Origin of the sequence: Brevibacillus choshinensis (assembly GCF_016811915.1) — a bacterium.
Classification (GTDB): Bacteria; Bacillota; Bacilli; order Brevibacillales; family Brevibacillaceae; genus Brevibacillus; species Brevibacillus choshinensis_A.
The window spans coordinates 2611878-2633818 of record NZ_CP069127.1; the positions used below are offsets into that span (position 1 = coordinate 2611878).

Consider the following 21941-nt stretch of genomic DNA (forward strand, 5'->3'; position numbering starts at 1 on the left):
GGAAGAATTTCATGGCAACTTGGGATATGACCCAGACCAAACATCATGTGCTGCTGTGCAACGGGGGGAGCTGCAATCGCAATGGCGGCGAAGAGGTGACGCTGGCAATCCGCGAAGCCATTACGGAAGCCGGATTGGACGATCGGGTCCATACGACGAGGACGCGGTGTAACGGCCGCTGTGAAGACGCATGCGTGATGATCGTCTATCCAGAAGGAATCTGGTATCAGAATGTGACACCCGAGGATGCTCCGAGCTTGGTGGAGCAGCATTTTGTCAAAGGAGAGCCTGTTGCTTCGCTGATCTCCCACAGGTATGGCCAAGAAAGCTTCATCCGTGAAGAAAAAGCCATTCCCGGGATATTGAAATCCGAAAAAGCCAAGAAGTAAGCCTGCGCCGCACTTTAGCTGAACAGCTGGAGGGTGGTTTTTTTTATGGGAAAACCGGATGATTTGCCTCCTGCTTTCATGGCTAAGACGGTGAGATAAGGAGAAATTATGATGAATGAGTCTTGACGAGCAGTGTAAGCGTTATCTTTTATGTCTTTGTCATATGGACACATAGAGAAAAAAGTGGTAACCTAGATACAAATAACGTTGATATCAAGCGATTTTATTTCTAATAATATGTCCGCATGGAACGTACACTTGTTTTTGTGGAAATTACTTTCCATAGTGCGCAGGTGTTCAGGACCCACGGCGAAATGATGGAGGGATTTGTTTTGGCTAGCAAAACATTGGAAGCTTTCTTACATGAAAACTTGGCAGATCTGAAAAGCAAAGGACTCTACAATGTCATTGATCCTTTGCAAAGCGCAAACGGTCCAGTCATCACCATCTCTGGTAAAGAACTGATCAATCTTTCCTCCAACAACTATTTGGGCCTGGCAACTGACCAGCGTCTGATCGATGCGGCAGTAGCTGCCGCGCAAAAATACGGTGTAGGCGCGGGTGCCGTACGTACGATCAACGGAACGCTCGAGCTTCACGTGCGGCTGGAAGAGAAGCTCGCCGCGTTCAAGCACACAGAAGCAGCGATTGCTTATCAGTCCGGTTTCAACTGCAACATGGCAGCGATCTCAGCGGTGATGGACAAAGACGATGCGATCTTGTCCGACGAATTGAACCATGCCTCCATCATTGATGGCTGCCGCCTGTCGCGCGCTCAAATCATTCGCGTGAATCACTCGGATATCGATGATCTGCGTGCGAAGGCCAAGGAAGCAAAAGAGTCCGGTAAATACAAGAAACTGATGGTGATTACAGACGGCGTCTTCTCCATGGATGGAGATATTGCCAAGCTGCCGGAAATCGTCGAGGTAGCTGAAGAATTCGACCTTATGACCTATGTGGATGATGCACACGGCTCCGGGGTACTCGGAAAAGGTGCAGGCACGGTCAAGCACTTTGGGTTGTCTGACAAAATCGACTTCCAGATCGGTACGCTTTCGAAAGCAATCGGGGTAGTAGGGGGCTATGTGGCCGGACGCCAGGAGCTGATCGATTGGCTGAAAGTCCGCAGCCGTCCGTTCCTGTTCTCTACAGCGTTGACTCCAGCGGATGTAGCCGCATCGATCGCTGCGATCGACATCCTGCAGAGCAGCACGGAACTGCACGACAAGCTGTGGGATAACGGACATTACCTGAAAAAAGGGCTGAAAGAGCTCGGTTTTAACATTGGCCACAGTGAAACTCCGATTACACCTTGCATTATCGGGGATGAGCAACAAACGCAAGAATTCAGCAAGCGACTGTACCAAGAGGGTGTGTACGCAAAAGCGATCGTGTTCCCGACTGTAGCAAAAGGGACGGGCCGCGTGCGCAACATGCCGACTGCAGCACATACAAAGGAAATGCTGGATCGCGCCCTTGGCATCTATGAAAAAGTCGGGAAGGAAATGGGGATCCTAAAATGAAGAAAATCCTAGTCACCGGAGCTCTCGGACAAATCGGTTCGGAGCTCATAATGAAGCTGCGCGAAGTATACGGGGGAGACCAGGTTATTGCCACAGATATCCGCAAGCGTGATGAAGATCCGGTGGTCAATTCTGGACCATTCGAGATTCTCGATGTAACGGACGCTAATCGCATGTTCGAGCTGGCAAAAACGCATGAAGTCGATACCATCATGCATCTGGCTGCTTTGCTGTCCGCGACGGCAGAGGCAAAGCCATTGCTCGCCTGGAACCTGAACATGGGTGGCTTGGTAAATGCACTCGAGGTCGCACGTGAGCTCAACTGCCAATTTTTCACGCCGAGCTCAATCGGAGCATTCGGCCCTACAACTCCGAAAAATGGAACGCCGCAAGACACGATTCAACGTCCTACCACCATGTACGGGGTAAACAAAGTCTCGGGTGAATTGCTGTGTGATTACTACTACCAAAAGTTTGGCGTGGATACCCGCGGCGTACGCTTCCCTGGCCTCATTTCCTATGTGGCTCCTCCAGGTGGCGGAACGACGGATTACGCGGTTGAGATCTATTACAAAGCGATCCAAGAGGGTGCATACACCTCTTACATCGCGAAAGATACCTACATGGACATGATGTACATGCCGGATGCATTGAATGCCATCATCACGCTTATGGAAGCGGATGGCACAAAGCTGAAGCATCGCAATGCCTTCAATGTGACGGCTATGAGCATCGAGCCAGAGCAAGTAGCCGCTGCGATTCGCAAACACATTCCAGAGTTCAAGCTCTCTTATCAGGTTGATCCGATTCGTCAGGCGATCGCGGAAAGCTGGCCAAACTCCATCGACGCCACCGCTGCCGAAGATGAATGGGGCTTCACTTTCCAATATGATCTGGAAAAAATGACCGAGGATATGCTAACCAAGCTTCGCAGAAAGCTGCTCCAAAAAGTAGGCTGATAAGAAGCCGCCAAAAACTGCCTTTGCTGACCGGGATAAGCAAAGGCAGTTTTATTTTTTTCCATTGTTTGGGTACTTTGGATATTCCATGGGGATGGGAAATATGATAGAATGATACGCGAACGATTGTTCTGGGATAGGGAGATTGTATCTGATGGACAAACCCTTATCGAACATCATTTTTCCCGCAAAGGTAGGTGCCTCTATGGAGAATGATCGGTATGCAGAAATCGATGCCGTGATCGAATATATTCACCGCTATATAGATGAACCACTTCCTCTTGCTCGCCTGGCTTCCTATGTCGCTTATAGTCCTTACCATTTTACCCGAATCTTCAAAGAACGGATGGGGCTTTCTCCTCTGTACTACGTATCCTCCTTGCGATTGCAAAAAGCAAAAGACTTACTTCTTCACACCAACATGAGCATTCGTGATATCGGGTTGGAAATCGGACAGCAGAGCCTGGGTACGTTCTCTACCAGATTTACGGAAAGGGTAGGAGTAACTCCCAGCGTTTTTCGTAATTCCGTGCATGGAGCAGATGCCGATTTCCATTCGCTGCGCAAGCTTCGCGATTGGCAGATGGAGCACGCGCCATCTCTGGGGAGGGGACGCGTAGTAGGTACGGTCCATGCCGATCGCCCCTTTGATGGGCTCATTCTGATCGGACTTTTCGCCAAGCCGATTCCCGAGGGACTCCCGCTTTATGGTACCGTTCTTTCATCATTGGGGCATTTCTGTTTTACGGGTGTAAAGCCCGGCACCTATTACCTCATGGCAACCTCCGTCCACTGGGAGATGCAGGCAAAAGAAATCTTGCTCCCTCACTCGACGCTGCGCACGCGGTCAAAGGAACCTATCGTGGTCTCGTCCAGTTCCGTCGTGCCTCATCAAGAGGTTTGGCTATACCCGCCTCGTGTCGACGATCCTCCCATTCTGATATCACTGCCGCTTTTGATGAATCAATTCTTGGCAAGATACGCCAAACATGAGCATGGATGATATTCAATTAAAAATCCGCAATGTGTGCAGATTTTTTGTTCGGCTGAATCGAAAACACCCTCACTGAATAGGTGAGGGTGTTTGTTGTCTCATGCCCGATGAAGCGATGAATAAAAAGGCTGATTCCATTCATACTAACTCGTATCCATGGAAAATAAAGGGGTGGGACAGATGTCGATGTTTACGAAATGGATGAAGTCCCTAACCAACAGCTCGGTGGAGATAGAGCTGGAGCCTACAGTGATGCAAGAGAGAGATGATAACAGGATTGAACCAACCCTTCAGCATACTCTCGATGAATTGTCCGATTGTGCCGACTTAAATCATAGAAGTTTCCCTGAGATTCAAACGGACGTCGTCTATTTCGGAAATTTAGTCAGCAAGAATGAGCTTCACATGGATATTATCCAACCACTCCTCAGTATCAAAGCAGATGAAATCAACGGTTTATTGGCTTGGTCACAGTTTGTGGAAACGGATAACGTCAAGGACGTAGTGAACGGAATTCTCAGTGGCGGCGTAGCTATTTTTACGATTGACAAGGTTTATGTCGCAGATGCGTATGGACCTACGTCGAGAAATGTTCAGGAATCACAGACAGAGGCAGTGATTACGGGGCCTCACGAAGCCTTCGTAGAGTCGTATGGGACAAACCTGGCTCTCATTCGTCGCAGACTTAGGAGCTCGCATCTCAAGGTCATCCGGCTAGAAGTCGGGGAGATCACGAAAACTCATGTATTCGTGCTGTTCATCAAGGATATCGTCAACATGGCCTATGCGGAAGAAATCATCAGCAGAATTCAAGACGTAGAGATTGATTCGATACAAGACACGAACATGCTTGTCCAAATGATCGACGAAGCCCCGTACTCCATCTTCCCCCAGTTCCTGACCTCGGAGCGCCCGGATGTGATCGCGTCCAAATTGGTAGCAGGCAGGGTCATTGGCATCGTGGAGGGGAGTCCGACCGCATTTTCTGCGCCGACAGCCTTCTTTGAGTTTTTCTCTTCGCCCGACGATTATTATCAGCGATGGCTGCTCGGTACCGCTTTGCGCCTCCTGCGGTTTACTGCATTTATCATCACGATTGGTTTTACCGCCTTGTACGTATCCGTCACTACCTTTCACTATGAGATGATCCCGGAAACGTTGCTGCGCACGCTGGTTGAATCGAGAAGCCGCGTGCCATTCCCGCCGATTTTTGAGGCGCTGTTAATGGAAGTTACGATCGAGCTGTTGCGGGAAGCAGGGGCACGGTTGCCCACGAAGGTAGGCCAAACGATCGGTATCGTCGGTGGAATTGTGATAGGGCAGGCAGCCGTACAAGCAGGTCTTACGAGCAATATTTTGATCATTGCAGTCGCTTCCTCTGCGATTGCTTCCTTTGTGATTCCCAGTTACATCATGAGTGCGACCATTCGTTTGATACGCTTTGGTTTGATCGTGATGGCTGGACTTTTGGGCAACTTCGGCATGCTATTGAGTCTTGGTCTGGTGATTGTTCATATGTGTGCCATCACGAATTTGGGGGCCTCTTATTTAAGTCCCATAGCACCGATGAACGCGGGAGACTGGAGGGATGTATTTATTCGTGCACCGTTCTGGGCGATCAGGAAGAGACCGTCCCAGACGAAGACTCCAAACGAGACCAAACTAAACATGAGAAGATAGGATGGATTGTATGAAAGAGAAGCTGAGCCAATTTCATATAACCATCTTGATTTATATGACTCAAGTGGGGATTGGGCTATTAAGCCTTCCCAGCACTCTAGCTGAGTATTTCGGGACAAACGGCTGGCTGGCTCTGTTTCTTGTTTTTGGAATCTCTTGTCTTAACATTTTTTTGATCCATTTCGTCTACCGATTGGGGGATGGGAAGTCTGTCCTAGAAATTCTCGAGTCCGCCATTCCCAAATTTCTTCTCACTCCTGTCTATCTAGCCTGTGCAGTGGTCTGGTCTTTCATCGGCTGCATGGTCATTCAGGAATACGTGATGCTCCTCCAGATGATTTCATTTCCGACCACCCCTAGCTACATACTCAAGCTGTTAATCGATTTTTTTGTCCTGATGATCATACTAAAAGGGATCTATGTGATTGGAAAGACATCCACAGCCTTCTTTTATTTGACGATCTGGTTGGTGCTTTTAGAGGGATTTGTATTGAAAGAGTTTGAGTTTGCTCGGTTCACCCCTTTTCTGTTCAAGGGTGGCACTGATTTTATGAAAGGCTTACTATCTACGTACTTCTCGTTTTTAGGATATGAACTATCCATCTTTCTTTTTCCCTACGTGGAGAAGAATCGCAAATTCACCAGAGCGGTGCTGACAGGAAACTTTTTCTCGTTCATCCTGTATCTATCGGTAGCCCTCGTCGCGTTCGGGTTTTTTAGCTTTCAGGAATTGCGCAACCAGATGTATCCGATTCTCGACCTATTTTCGTATATTCGGCTGCCCTTTATCGAAAGGATCGAGAACCTCCTATTCGGCTTCTTGCTGTATTTGATGGTCTCCACTGCGGCCATGTACTACTGGGCTGCGTTGGAAGTGTCCCAACGAATCGTGCCACGTCTGAAAAGAAATGTAATAGCCTTTGTGATTGTGGCGGCGATGTTTGCGGTCTCTATGCAAATTGACGTGCTGAGCGATGTGAAAAAGTTTTCTGCGTTATTTTCAACGATACAGATCGGAATTTCGTTTGGACTCCCAACCCTTCTGTTGATCATCTTGCTCATAAAAAGGAGGAGCCGCCTTCATGTTTAGGTTCCTGTTCATGATTGGCTTGTCTGCATGTGTCATCACAGGGTGTACGGACCAAAGGCAAATTGAAAAGCTGGGATTTACCCATTCAGTAGGGTTTGACCTCATAAAAGGGGAAGGAGCGGAAGAAGAACGCTTGCAAGTAACCTTAGTCATTCCTAGCATGGAAAACCAAGTCGATAAGAAAAAGCAAATCCTTACCACCGTATCCAAGAGCAGCAAAGAGGCGCGCTTGAAATTGTCACAGCAAAGCGATAAGCAGATCGTCAGCGGGCAAGTCCGCAACACCTTATTCGGTATCGCACTGGCGAGGGAGGGATTGTGGAAGCACATCGATACATATGTTCGCGACCCTGCCATCGGCCCAAATGTAAAATTAACGATCGTGGACGGAAACGCGCATGAGCTGCTATCAAAGGACTACCCGCAGCACTCGCTGACAGGTCGATATATCGATAAACTCATCGAAAAAGAAATACAGGGTCAAACCGTCCCGGAGGCAACCATCTACTCCTGGAGTCGCGATTACTACGATGACGGGATCGACCCTGTAGCTCCTCTCATAAACTCTTTGCGGGATCATGTCAGGATCGATGGAGTCGCTCTATTTAACGAAGACAAATACGTTGGAAAAATTGAACCTATCCATTCGGTTATTTTTTCCTTCTTGCGTGGTGATTTTCGACAAGGCGAATTGTATATGGAATTGCCGGATGAAAAGAAGAAGGAGAAGGAAATTGTGCTGCTGAGCTCGATCATCAATAAACGGAATATCGACGTGGAGCGATTGGCAGGACCGCAGAAGTTCAGGGTAACCATGCGCATAACGATCAAAGGCTCCGTTTTGGAATATCTCGGAGAGCGGAAACTGAGCAACGATGCGCAAAAAAAGGAACTCGAGCATGCAATTGAAAAGTACATACGGCAAACCTCGGAAAAATTGATAGCGCATATGCAAAAGCTGAAGGCAGATGGAATGGGGATTGGAAAAGCGGTCAGAAATCACGTAAGCTACGAGGAATGGGATAAAATGAATTGGGACGAGGTATTTTCAAAGCTGAAGGTCGAATTTCAGGTGAAAGTGAAAATCCGCGACAATGGTAAGTTCAAATGAACCAACACCCCTTCTTTATGCAGGGGTGTTGGACCAGCTTGAATCACTCATCAATGTTTCCAATGCAGCACTTCATCCGGATTGGCCACATTTCGTCCATAGTATTGCTTGGCACGGAAGTTGTGAATCTCCTGACAGGCCTTGGCCATATTCTCGAGCACGACCTCCTGCGGTAAATGGTCGTGCGGGCTCCAGTAATAGATTTTCATTTCATACGTCTCGCCATTTTCATCTTCCCAGCTGTATTGAATGCGGTCTGCTTTCACAAACCCATTCTTTAGATAAAAATGGACGCGTTTGACGGTATCTTCATCATTCCGATCGATGGGCTCTACCTCCAGAATGATGTCTTTTCCTCTCTTTTTGAGTGTTTGGATGACTTTGGTGCCGATTCCTTGTCCACGCGTATCAGGATTGATCAGGAGGTAATCGATGAAGATGAACGTCGGAAATTCCGCGTAGAGCAAAAGAAATTTGTCCGTTTCGACTTTGTGGTAAATGTCTTTTTCCCTGATGAGCGCCTGAATTTGCCCTTCATTTTTCATCTCATATTCTGGAAAGTATTCATTTAATCGGTCATACCAATCCATGAGCATTCCCCCAGTAGATCACTCGTAATGACTTCTATAGCTTATACAACATCGCCTAAAACCACTCAGGCAGCCAATGCCCGAAGATGCATGAAGGAGAACACGATTTGAAGATGAATACATGCGTTACCTACGAAGAGTTCGGGACACCTCATGATGTACTGAAGGTGTCATCCTTGCTAAAAGAAAGCCCGAAGAAGGGAGAAGTGCTTGTTCGGATGGTTGCTCGTCCCATTAATCCTTCTGACCTGATTCCGATAACGGGAGCGTATTCTCATCGAATTACCCTGCCAGATATTCCAGGCTATGAGGGAGTGGGTATCGTTGAAGAAGTGGGGCAAGCCGTTTCCCAAGAGTGGATTGGGAAGCGCGTTCTACCCCTGCGTGGAGAGGGGACTTGGCAGGAAGTGGTGACGGCACCGGCAGACTGGGTCGTTCCGGTTCCAGACGAAATCGATGATGAAACGGCTGCACAACTCTATATCAATCCCGTAACCGCCTGGATCATTTGTACAGAGGTCCTGCGTCTAGGACAAGGGGATGTCTTGGTGGTCAATGCGTGCGGCTCGGCGATCGGGCGGCTATTTGCACAATTGGCAAAGGTGATCGGATTTCGGCTAATCGCTGTGACGAGAGATGATCAACATACCCAAGAGCTGCTGGAGCTCGGTGCATCCACGGTTATTCGGACAAACGAGTCGCAGCTTGCTCCCACTGTTTTGGAGGTGACAAATGGAAAAGGGGCGCATGCCGCCATAGATTCCATCGGGGGCGCAGCTGGGACAGCATTAGCTTTCTGCGTATGCCCAAAAGGCCATTTCCTTACATTGGGCCTGTTATCCGGCCAGCAGGTAGATTGGGCGAAGATCAGCAGGGAAACGCAAGCAAACGTGAAATTGTTTCATCTGCGGCATTGGAACCAGCAGGTATCGGTTCAAGTCTGGCATGAAACTTTTCATCAGCTGATCTCCATGATTGTGAATGGAAGCTGTATACTGATGACGCCGAGTGCTAGCTTTCGACTCCAGGATGTGCGAAAAGCAGTTCGGGCTGCAGCATCTGCTGAAGGGAAATCGGGCAAAATTCTCCTCGTCCCTTAGCACAGACGTTGCTTGTAGGTATTGTCCAGAACAGTGGGAGCGTGGCTGTATAGCAAAAGGCAGCCGCTGTCCTGGACTTTTTGTCCCGAGACGGCCGCTGCCTTTCGTAAGGAATCGTTCGGTTTTACATTTTTTGTCTAGCTTGCTTGAGTGCGATTGAATTTGCAATGGATGTCCATACGTCAGTGGATTCGGAGCCAATGTACCAGTATGCGAGTCCGCCAATTTGCCAAGTCAGGCTAGTCTGTGCTTTCAGTCCCAAGGAGCGGCTTTCTTCGAGCCAGATCGAGTGGGAGACCCCTTGCTTCGTGAATGTGGAGCGATATTGTCCGAGCGCTTCATCCCACTTGGTGGTTGTCTTGTACTGAGAGATCAATTGGTACGATTCTGGAATGCTGATATCTGTTGATTGGACTTGGCCGCCAGCTGAGTACCAATCCCTGGTATACAACGGTATGCCGGCAATCAGCTTCTGCGCAGGAACGTCATCGAGAACGCCCTTAATCACATTTTCAAACCATGGCAGGGAAGCGACAGATCCCGCCTTTGGACTCCCCACCCAGTGCTCTTCATACGCCATCAATACAACGTAGTCAGCATGCAATGCCAATTTTTCATAGTCGAAAGGTTCGCTCCAATCCGTGCCTGTATCCGGAGGAACATCCACGGAGAGAACAGCGCCTTTGGCGTGCAAAGCGGTGCCGAGTTCTTTGATGAAGGCAGTGAAGTTGTCTCTGTCATCGGGATTGAACCCTTCAAAGTCGACGTTGATTCCGTCTAGCTGGTACTTGTCGACAAACGAGACGAGCTTTTGGACGACAGCCGTTCGTTTCGACTTGTCAGAGAGTACGGCATGAGTCGTAGTGGGATCAAACTGGTTGCCGAAAAGCGCCCAAACCTCTTTTCCGTTTTTCTGCGCCCAATGGACGAGAGAGGCATCCGTATAGTCGCTGATCGATCCGTTCTTTTGCAAGAAGTACCATCTCGGGGACAAGGTGTTGATGCCCGACTTCTGCACTTGGGCAATAAACTCTTGAGTCGTCGACTGGTACTGCCACCCCAGCGAGACCAATGGCTTTGCCGAAACAGTGGTTGCATTCAGTTCATCCAGAATTCGTTTCAAAATAACCGCCGTCTCTTCCCGGGAGAGGGCAGCACCCGGTCGGAAATAACCCTGATATCCGACAAGCCATTGCTTCTTGATTGCGGCGCTGACAGCCGGACGAGCCCAGTTGGAGATGGCGTTGGCATCTTTCACAGATGGCGTAGCTGTAGAGGAAGCCTGCAACCCCATTGCTCGAACCAGGAAGGTAGCTGCCTCTTGACGGGAAATCGTCCGATTCGGAGAGAAGGTTGTGGAGCTAGTGCCATTTGCCATGTCGAGAGAGACAGCCGCTTGTACGTACCCGTATGCCCAGGAGGATTTAGGCACATCTGTAAAGGATGGCACGCTGCTGGCGACAGGCTTGATGCCCAATGTACGGTCTAGCATGGAGACAAATTCAGCCCGTGTGACAGGGTTTTCTGGATGAAAGTATCCTTTCTCATCTCCGGAGACGATGCCAGAGGATTGCAGCGCCCGTATCTGCTCCCGCGCATAACTGTTGGAAATATCGCGCAGGCTATTCGTGGACGCCGTGGATGTCGGTGCACTGACACCTAGTGTGAAACAATACGTGAGAATGATCAGTGTAACGATTGAAATATGTATGTGTCGTTTTTTCATCATACATCCAGTATAAGGAGCGAGTCCCAATGTTTCATTGATCATTTATTGGCAGCAATCTGAGTGTTGACAACGGGGGCGAACTCTTTTGGAGCCTGCGGGATATGATATGATAGTACAGGAACAAAAGTAGAGAGAAGAAGTGAGGCGGGAGAGTTATGGAAGACGTACTGATCGTCGGTGCTGGTCCTTGTGGGCTGGCAGCAGCGATAGCTTGCAAAAGAGCGGGGCTGAACCCAATCAACATAGAGAAAGGTTCGTTGGTCCACTCTATCTACAGATATCCAACGTACATGATTTTTCACAGCACGGCCGAGCTTTTGGAAATTGGCGGGATTCCCTTCTCGACGCCAAACGAAAAGCCGACACGCCAAGAAGCGCTCCAGTACTATCGCTTGGTAGCGAAACGAGAGGGGCTTCGGATCAACAGCTTTGAAACGGTAACAGAGACGCAAAAAACGGACGAAGGCTTTCACGTGACCACAGTGGATCGCTTTGGAGAGACACATACATATGATACGAAGAATCTCATTATTGCGACGGGCTATTTCGACAATCCAAACCGGCTGAATGTTCCAGGCGAGGATCTGCCCAAGGTCTCTTCCTTTTACAAAGAGGCGCACCCCTATGCCGGGCTTCCTGTCGCGATCGTCGGGGGGAATAACTCCGCTGTAGATGCTGCGATGGAGCTGGAGCGGGCAGGAGCAGAAGTAACGGTCATATGCCGGAGAACAGAGCTGTCCGACAAAGTAAAAGCATGGACGCGGCCCGTTTTTGAGAGCTTGATCAATAAAGGGCGAATTCGCATGATGTTTGGCTCGGTTGTCGATTCCATCGAAGAGCGCTTGATCCGGGTGAAAACGGGAGAAGAAGTGGTGGAGCTGGAAAACGATCATGTCTTCGCGCTGATCGGGTACCGCCCGGATCGATCCTTTTTACAATCACTCGGAGTAAAGATCGATCCGGAGACGGGTTCCCCGCAGCATCATCCGGAAACGATGGAGACCAACGTGCCGGGTCTGTACATTGCGGGCGTAATTGCAGCGGGGCATCGCGCCAACGCCATCTTCATCGAAAACGGCAGATTCCATGGTGAAGGAATCGCACGTCACATCACGTCACGCTTGGCACGCTAAGGCAGCTTACATGGTCCACTCCAGCTGCTTTCCGCCAATCAGGTGGTAATGCAGATGGAAGACGGTCTGCTGGCCATGCTTGCCGATATTGGTGATGACCCGAAATCCGGGATCCTTTACCTCCATCGTTTCGGCTACCTTTTGCAGGGAGAGGTGGAGGTGTCCGATTAATTCCTTGTCCTCAGGCTCAATCGCCAGGAGAGAGGTAATGTGCTTTTTCGGTATCATCAATACGTGCACAGGGGCGATGGGGTTGATGTCATGAAAAGCGACGACGTGCTCATCCTCGTACACTTTTTTCGAAGGCAGTTCACCATTGACAATTTTGCAGAAAATGCAGTCCATCTTACTCGACATCCTTTCCAAATAAAATAAAGGTAAAGCTTACTTCGGCATCCGAGTGAGCTTTACCTTTTCTTGTCTATCGAGAATCATCCGGCAACTTGTTTGTACATCCAAAAATACAGGAAGAGAATGAGGATCCCAAAAAGAATGGCATACACAGGCCGTACCCAGGTGGTCAAGACGTAGCAGGAAGCAACGAAAAGAACCAGTCCGAATGCTCCGAGAATGCCGCTTCTTTGCGCCAAGTGGAATTCTTGTGTGTTCATGTATTTGATCTGGAGCATCATGTTCAGCAGGGTAATGATAGGAAGGGTCGTAATAATTCCGGATAGAAAAATGTTTTTCGTTTTGCTGAAATAAGTGGCCAAGACTACGATGGAACCGCCTAACACAAATTTGATCAAATAGTCAATCATGGGAAAGCCTCCTGAGGTGTACGCGAAGTCGATACGAATGGTTGCCCCATTCGACCTGTACATTATAATCCCGGAGGCAGAAAAAGAGTAGCTGTTTGTTTAGTTACACTTTAATTATTTATTGTTACGGCATTTATGTAAGGCCTTGACTCTCCTCTTAGGGGAGCCTTTATCCTGTGGCTTGTGGAGGTGAGAATGCGTGCTGTATACGGTAAAAGAAGTTTCTTCGATGTCCAAGGTCACGATCAAAGCCTTGCATCATTACCACAAGATCGGACTTCTGATGCCGCAGCAAGTGAGCGAGGCGGGATATCGGCTTTACGGAACGGCCGAATTGGAACGGCTTCAGGAAATCTTGTTCTACCGTGAACTTGATTTTCCCCTGGAGCAAATCAAAGTGCTGCTGGACCGGCCGGTAGATCGCTCCAGTATCTTGTCCGAGCAAAGGGCGTTACTGAAGGATAAAGTGCGCAGGATGAGTGTGATCATGGAAACGCTGGAGAAAACGATACGGGCAGTGGAGGCGGGAGAACCAATGGATAAAAAAGAACTGTTTGCAGGGTTTCAAAGTGAAAAGGAGTGGGAGAGTGCACTGTCGGAGCAAAAAGAGTATCTGCGAGAAACGTACCAAGTCGAACTCGAGACGACACCCATCAATGTGCCGGAGATGAATGCGCAGGCGATTGAAGCGGCTTCATTTATGAACGATATGGCGTGCGCGCTGACAGATGGTGTCAAACATACAGAAGAGAGCATCCGTGAGAGGATCCGTGAGCATCTCGCCTTTCTCAATCAGCATGGGCATTCCGTCACCAAACAGGATTTTGTGAATCAGACCCGGTTTTTCCTGCAAGACGATTTCCACCTTCGTATGCTCGAGGACCAGCAGGTTGGGCTGGCGTACTATTTAGCGGTAGCAGCGGAAGCGTATGCTGCGGGGTAGCCTTTTGGGGATAAAAGCAAAAAGCTCTGGTCGGTGTATCCGGTCAGAGCTTTTCGGCATGAATGGCCTACGAAAAAGCCTTTTTCAAAAATTGCAGAACTTCTCTCCAGGAGTGCTCGCTGGCATAGGCGTTGTTTTTGGCCGTTCCGCCATTGAGCTGCACGCGAGTCGCGGGGATATAGGGGAAACGGATCATATGCCCAGTATTTTCGTAGCGCAAATGAACGACATCATGGGAGAAGTTTTTTTCCTGTAAGCGTGCTACGATCCGATCACAATGCTCTGCGGCTGGCCACCAATGGTCGTCATCGGAAGACAAAAGCATGATCGGTCCATTGATTCGTTCTACGGGAATGGTTGCATCCTCCAGCCACTCACAATCCTTCCATGTTTGGGCATGGATGTGATCGATTCGCTGACCCGCCTTCAGCAGGGCTTGTGCTTCCTGCGCTTGGGCTTCGGTCCAATGAACAAAAGGCAGCGGCTCCCCGCGAAAGGACCACGATGACTGAGGCGAGAATAGATCCGACCCCGAATATTCCCTGTCGCAGCCAAGACATACCGTAGAGCTGGGACTGGAGGCAATGACCGCGCGCACTTCAGGATCATACGCACCGATGACAAGCGCCAATTCAGCCCCTTTGGATCGTCCGAATACGACTATCTTTTCAGAGTCTACCTGCGGCTGCTGTTTCAGCCAGCGAATGGCATTTTGTATGTATTCCAACGGGATTTGGCGAATATCATCCGGGAGATCATCGCACTGAAAGTATGCCAATGCCAAAGCGGGATACCCATGAGAGGCAAACAGAGCCGCAAACTGCGAGCAGGAACCGATTCCTCCCTCGCTACCTCCCAAGACCAGAATGGCTGGTCGGGGCTCGGCATGAGAATGGGAAAAGTACAGCCCGACGATACCATGGTCACGAATTTTCGCAATGGACACCTCCGGAGAGACGAAGATGCGTGTGACGGTAGCTTTCGCGACGACCTTGTCGTGTACTTCAGCGGACAATTGAATCGTAGTGGAACGAGGAGCGAATTCAAACATATCCAGAGAATAAGGACTGAAAAAGCGCTGAGTCTGTACATGCATCGACCAGAACAATCCCATGGGATCAATTCCTTCATAAGTCCCGAAAAGAGGGGCTTGGGATACGAGATCGACGCTTCCTTCATCATCTGCTTGGAAAATGGCGTGAGAAGAGGCAGTCAACTCTCCACCTGGCAAACCGTCATTCAGGGTAGCATGGAGGGTGATCAGCTGATGCGGAGCGAATCCGCTCAGTGTGATGTGAACAGGAACGTCTAGCAAGGCCGTTGATGGGGTAACATCAATTTGTGGCAGCATCATGACAGACAACTCTCCCTTATTGATCATATGGGAAACAAGTTTATTATAGTAGAGATTAAAAAAATACAGGGAATAAAGATGTGACAGATCCGAAAACTTGACTTCGCATGGAAGGTGTAACTATAATCATTACAACGAAAGGGTGACCCTTATGAAAATCAGTAGTCGTTTTTCCGTCGCTGTACACATCCTGTCGCTGCTTTCCATTGAATCGTCCTCACACTGCACGTCGGAATGGATCGCAGGAAGCGTCAATACGAATCCGGTCATTATCCGTAGGGTGCTGGGGCAATTGAAAAAGGCAGGGCTGGCGCATGTCCGGTCCGGTACAGGCGGAGCTACACTCGCAAAAGAATTGAAGGACATCACCTTGCTCGATGTCTACCGTGCAGTGGATGTGGTGGAAGAAGGCCGTCTCTTTCATATCCATGAGCAGCCCAATCCGCAATGCCCGGTAGGTGCCAATATTCAGTTCGTGCTGGAGCTGATCTTGACCCGTGCGCAGAATGCCATGGAAGAGATTTTAGGCAAAGTGACCATGGAGGTGCTCGTCACGCACCTGAGGCACCAGATTGCAGCCCATGGCTGAAATAGATCTGCCCCCGCCTGGGGAGGGATACCCGAAGCGGTGTCGTATGATATAGGGGAGTGATTTCTTTGTATCGGGAGGCGGATCTGTGTGTCATTGCCGAACATGATTCAACCGATCAACACCTATCTTCGTCCAACAGACACCTTGGAGGATGCCGCTCGCGTCATGCTGGAAACGCGATTTGACGTCCTGCCCGTGGGTGATGAGCAGGGGCGTCTGGTAGGTGTTTTTTCGCGAAGCTCCTTATACCGCATGATCCTGGAAAAACTGCCTTCCCATACTTCTATCGAGGGATTTGTGAAAACCGATGCTGTGACGACGCCGCTGGAGAGGCTGGATCACATCACGTTCGAGGAGCTGGAGCGAGTGATTCAGAACAGCAGGGTCGGCTCCAGCATCATCATAGATAGAGACAGGCGAATCATTGGCGTACTGACAAAATCGAAGGTCGTAAACGCACTGGTAGAGTCCAAGAATGACTTGAGAGAGCAGCTGGAAGCAATCCTGCAGACAGACGCCTGGGAACCTGCACCTCGACGGGAATATGCGGCTCGCTTTCAGGAAAAGACACAAGGAAAGTCAGATCATCTGGCTACGTATCAGTGGGAACACATTCTCACACGAGATAAAGCGATGAAGCAGTTGATCATTTCTGCTCAAAAGGCTGCACGACGAGATACATCTGTCCTGCTGCGAGGGGAGAGTGGAACGGGCAAAGAGCTGTTTGCTCATGCCATCCATAATGCCAGCAAGCGCTCTGCAGGTCCGTTTGTGACGATCAACTGCGCCTCTGTACCGGAACATCTTCTTGAGGCTGAGTTTTTTGGATATGAAAATGGAGCGTTTACGGGTGCGGATCGGTCGGGGCGAATGGGCAAGCTGGAGCTGGCACACGGTGGCACACTGTTTCTCGACGAAATCGGGGATATGGCTCTGCACCTGCAGGCCAAGCTGTTGCGCGTGATCGAGGGAAAGGAGTTTTACCGGGTGGGAGGGACGAAGCCGATCCATGCAGACATCCGCATCATTTCTGCGACGAACGCCCCGCTGGAGGAGATGATCGCGCAGAAAGCATTTCGGGAAGATTTGTACTACCGTCTGCATGTCATGACGCTGTCCATACCTCCCCTGCGCGCGCGGGCAAATGACATCCTGCTCGTAGCGAATGCCTTTATCAAGCAGCTGAATCCGGTATTGGAGACGTCTGTCACCGGGATCGAGGAATCCGTCCAAAAAGTGCTCTACCAATACGAATGGCCGGGGAACATCCGTCAGCTGCGAAATGTGATCGAGCGAGCTTTGATACTTGCGGAAAATGGGAAAATCTCATTTGCGGACCTGCCGGAAGAGCTGCTAGGGCGCGCCACTGTGCTGCACGGGAAAACGATCGTGCAGGCAGCGGAAAAGACGGAGATTGAGCGTGCCTTGCGGGAGACGCATGGGAACAAAGTGAAAGCAGCACGTCTTTTGGGAATGAGCAGGTCTGTACTTTACGAAAAATTGAAAAAATTCAACCTGTAGATCTGTCCGGGATGCCGGACAGTTTTTTGTTTTGCTTCCACATAAGGACATTGAAAGGTACCTGCTTTTCGTGTTCTTTGGATTGGCAGCGAAATTGCAATACAGAGGAATGGGAAGGCATAGAAATAGTCGTGAAGACAAAGGAGGATGATGAGAATGGCACGTGAGGTAGTGATTGTAGAAGCGGTACGCACACCGATCGGAAAGAGGAACGGTCTCCTGAGCGGTACGCGGCCCGACGAGCTGGCTGCAGAAGTCTTGAGAGAGGTCGTCAACCGAGCGGGCATCGAGGCGTCGTTGGTAGAGGACGTCATACTCGGCTGCGTCTCCCAAGTATCGGAACAAGCATACGATATTGCCCGTGTCGCTTCCCTGATCGCGGGCTTTCCCATCGAGGTACCGGGGACGACGATAGACAGACAATGCGGCTCCAGTCAACAAGCCGTGCATTTTGCCGCGCAGGCCATTTTGAGTGGAGATATGGATGTGGTGATTGCAGGCGGGGTAGAGAGCATGAGCCGCGTTCCGCTGGGCTCCACCAGCCAGGGGGCAAAGCGCAGTGAAAAGCTGACCTCCCAATATGAGCTGATCAACCAGGGACTTTCGGCTGAGCGTATCTCGGAGAAGTGGGGGTTTACTCGCGAACAATTGGATGAATATTCTGCCGAAAGCCACTTGCGAGCGCTTCGGGCTCAAGAAGAGGGGCGTTTTGAACGGGAGATCATGCCGCTCACAGTGACATTGCCAGATGGGACGGAAACTGTGATGACCCAAGACGAAGGCCCGCGCAAAGGCTCGACAGTCGAAAAGCTGGCGACGTTGAAGCCTTCGTTTCGGGAGGATGGAGTCATTCACGCGGGAAATGCCAGCCAGATCAGTGATGGAGCGGCAGCCATCCTATTGATGTCGCGTGAAAAGGCGGACAGCCTGGGACTCAAACCTCGCGCTCGGATCGTAGCCCGTTCGGTCGTCGGTTCAGATCCGACCCTGATGCTGACGGGCCCCATCGCGGCTACGCAAAAAGTATTGGAAAAAGCCGGTCTTACCTTAGACGACATGGACCTGTACGAAGTCAATGAGGCGTTCGCGCCGGTCCCGCTCTGCTGGCTGGCCGACCTGGGAGCAGATCCAGGCAAGCTGAACACAAATGGAGGGGCAATCGCACTCGGTCATCCTTTGGGTGCGAGCGGAGCGCGTGTCATGGTGACTCTGCTGCACGAGCTGGAACGCACTGGAAAGCGCTATGGCTTGCAAGCCATCTGTGAGGGTATGGGAATGGCCAATGCCACCATCATCGAGCGGCTTGACTAGAGGGGGAAACAGGCATGCTGTCAGACATTCTCGTCGTCGATTTTTCCCAGCATCTGCCTGGGCCCTATGCCACGCTGCGCCTGGCAGATCGCGGTGCCCAGATCGTGAAAGTGGAGACGCCGCAGGGAGATCCGGCACGAAAGCCTACCATGGTCGACCAAAAGGACAACTATCTGTTCCGCGCAAACGGTCGCAGCAAGAAAAGCATCGTTCTCAATTTGAAGGAAGAGTCTCAGCGCTATGTCGCTCTCGACCTCATCAGCAAAGCCGATGTCGTCATCGAAAGCTTCCGGCCGGGCGTGACGGGGCGTCTGGGCATCAGCTATGAGGATGCGGTAAAAGTAAATCCGGGCATCGTCTACTGCTCCTTGTCCGGCTATGGACAAGATGGACCGATGCATCAGCTCGGCAGTCATGATCTCAACTACATGGCCCTCGGCGGCGCTTTGGCTCAATTGAAGGATGACTGTGGAACGCCGATCCCGCCGAGCCTCACGATTGCCGATATGGCAGGGGGGCTGGCAGCATCGGAAGCGATTTTGGCAGCATTGGTACAGCGGGGAAAGACCGGAAAAGGGGCTTATCTCGACATCGCGATCTCGGATGTCGTGCTGTCTTTGATGACCACTCATGTACTGCTGGAGTCCGCCACTGGTGAACCGCACGGGCTTGCCAAATTATCCAGAGGCTTGGTCTCGTACGGAATTTATCAGACGAAGGACGAGCGCTTTGTCGCTTTGGCAGCTTTGGAATCGAAGTTCTGGGAGAATTTTTGCGAGGCTGTAGAGAGGCCGCAGTGGCGATCGGCAGGCATGACTCCTCCCAATCCGGACAATCCGGTCTATCAGGATATGAAGGCGTTATTTCAAAGCAAGACCATGGCAGAATGGACGGCATTTTCCCTAAAGGTCGATTGCTGTCTGACTCCGGTCCTCGAAGTAGGAGAGCTGCATCGACACCCGCAGATTCAGGCTCGGGGATTGATTCAGGAACGCTGGGGGCATCGTTACGCAGGCACCTGCTATCAGGAGGAACATTCCGTCCTCGAGAAAGCAGCTCCTGCGCCGCAGCTGGGTGAACACACCGAGGAGTGGCTGACGAGATTGATGAAAAACTCGTGAAGGGTAGGATTCCGATGGCGTATGAACAGCTGCAAGTGCATGTAGAAAACAAGGTCGGCTGGATCAAAATGTGCCGACCTGACATTCGCAATGCGATGATCCCTGAGCTGCGCAGAGAGCTGCATACGGCGCTGGCACAGCTGGATCAGGATGATCAGGTGAATGTCCTGGTTCTCACTGGCGATGGGAAAGCTTTTTGTGCAGGTGGAGATCTCGGAGGCATGAACAGAAAAATAGATGCGGTCACTGGAAGAAAAAAACTGCTGCAATCCCATGAGCTGATCCGAACCCTGTTACGTCTGGAGAAGCCGGTGATCGCTGCGGTGAATGGAGCGGCTGCAGGTGCTGGATTCAGCGTGGCACTGGCTTGCGACATGATCGTTGCAGCGAAGTCCTCCTTTTTTGTGCAGAGCTTCGTCAACGTCGGTCTGGTACCTGACCTCGGTGCTGTTCACTTCTTGACCAGCCTGCTCGGGCCACATCGCGCCAAAGAGCTCATGTTCACGGGTGAAAGAGTGACGGCAGACAAGGCGCTGGAGCTTGGCGTGGTCAACCGGGTGATCGATGACGAGGGCTTTCTGACTGAGGTGGGGGCGATTGCTGAAAAGCTGGCGAAAGGCCCAGCAATCTCGATGGGGCTGACCAAAGCCATGGTGAACCGGAGCATCCTTTCGCAGCTGCACGACACCTTTGAAATGGAAGCGTTTGCGCAAGGGCTGTGCTTTGAAACGGAAGATTTCAGAGAGGGTGTCACTGCTTTCTTTGAAAAGCGTTCACCCCGTTTCTCCGGTCGCTGAATGATTGATACGGATGGATGAGGAGGAGTTTGGCTTGTCTATGACGGCTGCCCATGATTCCCATAAAACCGCACGCCCTTATTTGACAGAGGAGCATCACATGTTCCGCGAGTCCCTGCGCAAGTTTTTGGAAAAGGAAGTCGAGCCCCATTTTGAGAAGTGGGAGGAGGATGAGTTCATTCCCCGATCGTACTGGAACAGGATGGGGGAGAACGGATATTTATGCCCGCAGGTTTCGCCGGAATACGGAGGGCTCGGTCTTGATTTCGGTTTTTCCATCGTGCTTGCGGAAGAGATCGGAAAGGTAGGGGGAGGTCTAGGCGGTCCTGGCCTGCATTCCTCCATCGTCGTTCCCTACCTGGAATCGTTTGGTACGGAAGAACAAAAGCGAAAATATTTACCCAAGTGCATCAGTGGGGAAATCGTGACTGCGATCGCTATGACAGAGCCTGCTGCCGGCTCGGATGTAGCGGGGATTCGAACGACTGCTGTTCGCCAAGGGGACCATTACATCGTCAATGGGGAGAAGACCTTCATCACGAACGGCATTCACGCTGATTTGATTATCGTGGCAGTGAAGACCGATCCCAAAGCGACGCCAGCCCATAAAGGCGTGAGCTTGCTTCTGGTGGAACGAGATACCCCCGGTTTTTCCCGGGGCAAAAAGCTGAAAAAAGTGGGCCTGCGCAGTCAAGATACGGCTGAGCTCATCTTTGAAGACGCCAAGGTTCCCGTCTCCCAGCTCTTGGGCGAGGAAGGCAAAGGCTTTTACTACCTCATGCACAAGCTTCAGCAGGAGAGAATTCTCGCGGCCGCAGGGGCTCTCGTCGCAGCGGAAGATATGCTTGAGCTGACCATTTCCTATGTGAAGCAGCGGAAAGCATTTGGCCGCCCTATCAGCACGTTCCAAAACACGCAGTTCGAGATTGCAGAGATGGCGACGGATGTGCAAATGGCCCGTACCTTCGTGGACGATCTGATCGTTCGTCACATGCAGGGCCAGGATGTGGTGACGCAGGTCTCGATGGCGAAGTGGTGGATCACGGACATGGCGAGACGGATGGCCCCTCGCTGCATGCAGCTGCACGGCGGCTATGGATTCATGGAAGAGTACAAGATCGCAAGGCGCTATCGTGACATTGCGGTATCACCGATTTTTGCAGGCTCCAATGAAATCATGAAAGTCATCATCGCCAAGAATCTGGGTCTGTAGAGCCGAATCAGCCGAATCGAAAAGGAG

21 protein-coding genes are annotated in these 21941 nt (G+C 50.7%); 16 read left to right on the forward strand and 5 right to left on the reverse strand.

All coding sequences use genetic code 11. From position 1 onward, the window contains the following. Positions 1-11 precede the first annotated feature (11 nt). The 7 genes from JNE38_RS13385 to JNE38_RS13415 all read left to right on the forward strand — a co-directional run bounded on the left by JNE38_RS13385 (position 12) and on the right by JNE38_RS13415 (position 7749). Positions 12-389: a (2Fe-2S) ferredoxin domain-containing protein gene (locus JNE38_RS13385; RefSeq protein ID WP_203356996.1), complete on the forward strand. Its 378-nt coding sequence runs from the start codon at positions 12-14 to the stop codon at positions 387-389. 332 nt (positions 390-721) lie between these two features. Beyond that, a complete protein-coding gene (locus JNE38_RS13390; RefSeq protein WP_203356997.1) occupies positions 722-1915 on the forward strand; it encodes a glycine C-acetyltransferase in 1194 nt (397 codons plus the stop codon). Further along, positions 1912-2874, forward strand: a complete 963-nt coding sequence (locus JNE38_RS13395) for an L-threonine 3-dehydrogenase (RefSeq protein WP_203356998.1) — start codon at positions 1912-1914, stop codon at positions 2872-2874. The genes JNE38_RS13390 and JNE38_RS13395 overlap by 4 nt, the downstream gene beginning before the upstream one ends. Positions 2875-3079: 205 nt before the next feature. Further along, on the forward strand, positions 3080-3877 hold the full coding sequence (locus JNE38_RS13400) for a helix-turn-helix domain-containing protein (RefSeq protein WP_203357542.1): 798 nt from the start codon (positions 3080-3082) through the stop codon (positions 3875-3877). 171 nt (positions 3878-4048) lie between these two features. Beyond that, positions 4049-5548 carry a spore germination protein gene (locus JNE38_RS13405; RefSeq protein ID WP_238933639.1) on the forward strand — a complete coding sequence of 500 codons (1500 nt, stop codon included), beginning with the start codon at positions 4049-4051 and terminating at the stop codon, positions 5546-5548. A gap of 10 nt (positions 5549-5558) precedes the next feature. Then, positions 5559-6638 carry a GerAB/ArcD/ProY family transporter gene (locus tag JNE38_RS13410; protein ID WP_203356999.1) on the forward strand — a complete coding sequence of 360 codons (1080 nt, stop codon included), beginning with the start codon at positions 5559-5561 and terminating at the stop codon, positions 6636-6638. Continuing rightward, positions 6631-7749 (forward strand): Ger(x)C family spore germination protein, encoded by a 1119-nt coding sequence (locus JNE38_RS13415; protein ID WP_203357000.1) that lies wholly within the window; start codon positions 6631-6633, stop codon positions 7747-7749. Before JNE38_RS13410 ends, JNE38_RS13415 begins: the two co-directional genes overlap by 8 nt. Before the next feature lie 50 nt (positions 7750-7799). On the opposite strand, the gene JNE38_RS13420 is transcribed toward JNE38_RS13415, so the two are convergent. Next, positions 7800-8339: a GNAT family N-acetyltransferase gene (locus JNE38_RS13420; RefSeq protein WP_203357001.1), complete on the reverse strand. Its 540-nt coding sequence runs from the start codon at positions 8337-8339 to the stop codon at positions 7800-7802. 113 nt (positions 8340-8452) lie between these two features. Between JNE38_RS13420 and JNE38_RS13425 the strand changes: the two genes are divergently transcribed. Continuing rightward, a complete protein-coding gene (locus JNE38_RS13425) occupies positions 8453-9439 on the forward strand; it encodes a zinc-dependent alcohol dehydrogenase family protein (protein ID WP_203357002.1) in 987 nt (328 codons plus the stop codon). A gap of 124 nt (positions 9440-9563) precedes the next feature. Here JNE38_RS13425 and JNE38_RS13430 read toward each other — a convergent pair whose 3' ends face one another. Beyond that, the gene (locus JNE38_RS13430) at positions 9564-11168 is read right to left on the reverse strand and encodes an S-layer homology domain-containing protein (protein ID WP_238933640.1); all 1605 of its coding nucleotides are present in this window, start codon (positions 11166-11168) and stop codon (positions 9564-9566) included. A 155-nt stretch (positions 11169-11323) separates the two neighbouring features. Here JNE38_RS13430 and JNE38_RS13435 point away from each other — a divergent pair, with 155 nt between their 5' ends. Beyond that, positions 11324-12301 (forward strand): YpdA family putative bacillithiol disulfide reductase, encoded by a 978-nt coding sequence (locus JNE38_RS13435; protein ID WP_203357003.1) that lies wholly within the window; start codon positions 11324-11326, stop codon positions 12299-12301. Positions 12302-12307: 6 nt separating this feature from the next. Here the strand turns inward: JNE38_RS13435 and JNE38_RS13440 are convergent, their stop codons facing one another. Then, positions 12308-12646 carry a histidine triad nucleotide-binding protein gene (locus tag JNE38_RS13440; protein ID WP_203357004.1) on the reverse strand — a complete coding sequence of 113 codons (339 nt, stop codon included), beginning with the start codon at positions 12644-12646 and terminating at the stop codon, positions 12308-12310. 86 nt (positions 12647-12732) lie between these two features. Then, the gene (locus tag JNE38_RS13445) at positions 12733-13062 is read right to left on the reverse strand and encodes a DUF3147 family protein (protein WP_238933641.1); all 330 of its coding nucleotides are present in this window, start codon (positions 13060-13062) and stop codon (positions 12733-12735) included. A gap of 199 nt (positions 13063-13261) precedes the next feature. Between JNE38_RS13445 and JNE38_RS13450 the strand changes: the two genes are divergently transcribed. Then, positions 13262-14005: a MerR family transcriptional regulator gene (locus JNE38_RS13450; protein WP_203357005.1), complete on the forward strand. Its 744-nt coding sequence runs from the start codon at positions 13262-13264 to the stop codon at positions 14003-14005. A gap of 67 nt (positions 14006-14072) precedes the next feature. Here the strand turns inward: JNE38_RS13450 and JNE38_RS13455 are convergent, their stop codons facing one another. Next, entirely contained in the window at positions 14073-15359 is a 1287-nt protein-coding gene (locus JNE38_RS13455; protein WP_203357006.1) for an acyl-CoA thioester hydrolase/BAAT C-terminal domain-containing protein, read from the reverse strand. Positions 15360-15510: 151 nt separating this feature from the next. Between JNE38_RS13455 and JNE38_RS13460 the strand changes: the two genes are divergently transcribed. The 6 genes from JNE38_RS13460 (at position 15511) to JNE38_RS13485 (ending at position 21914) form a co-directional block, all read left to right on the forward strand. Next, entirely contained in the window at positions 15511-15948 is a 438-nt protein-coding gene (locus tag JNE38_RS13460) for an Rrf2 family transcriptional regulator (protein ID WP_203357007.1), read from the forward strand. Positions 15949-16038: 90 nt separating this feature from the next. Next, positions 16039-17472: a sigma-54-dependent Fis family transcriptional regulator gene (locus JNE38_RS13465; RefSeq protein ID WP_238933642.1), complete on the forward strand. Its 1434-nt coding sequence runs from the start codon at positions 16039-16041 to the stop codon at positions 17470-17472. Between the two features lie 156 nt (positions 17473-17628). After that, entirely contained in the window at positions 17629-18783 is a 1155-nt protein-coding gene (locus tag JNE38_RS13470; protein ID WP_203357008.1) for a thiolase family protein, read from the forward strand. 14 nt (positions 18784-18797) lie between these two features. After that, complete coding sequence (locus tag JNE38_RS13475; protein WP_203357009.1) at positions 18798-19904, forward strand: CaiB/BaiF CoA transferase family protein; 1107 nt, start codon at positions 18798-18800, stop codon at positions 19902-19904. Between the two features lie 14 nt (positions 19905-19918). Next, positions 19919-20701 carry an enoyl-CoA hydratase/isomerase family protein gene (locus JNE38_RS13480; RefSeq protein ID WP_203357010.1) on the forward strand — a complete coding sequence of 261 codons (783 nt, stop codon included), beginning with the start codon at positions 19919-19921 and terminating at the stop codon, positions 20699-20701. Positions 20702-20741: 40 nt separating this feature from the next. Next, complete coding sequence (locus JNE38_RS13485) at positions 20742-21914, forward strand: acyl-CoA dehydrogenase family protein (RefSeq protein WP_203357547.1); 1173 nt, start codon at positions 20742-20744, stop codon at positions 21912-21914. Positions 21915-21941 lie beyond the last annotated feature (27 nt).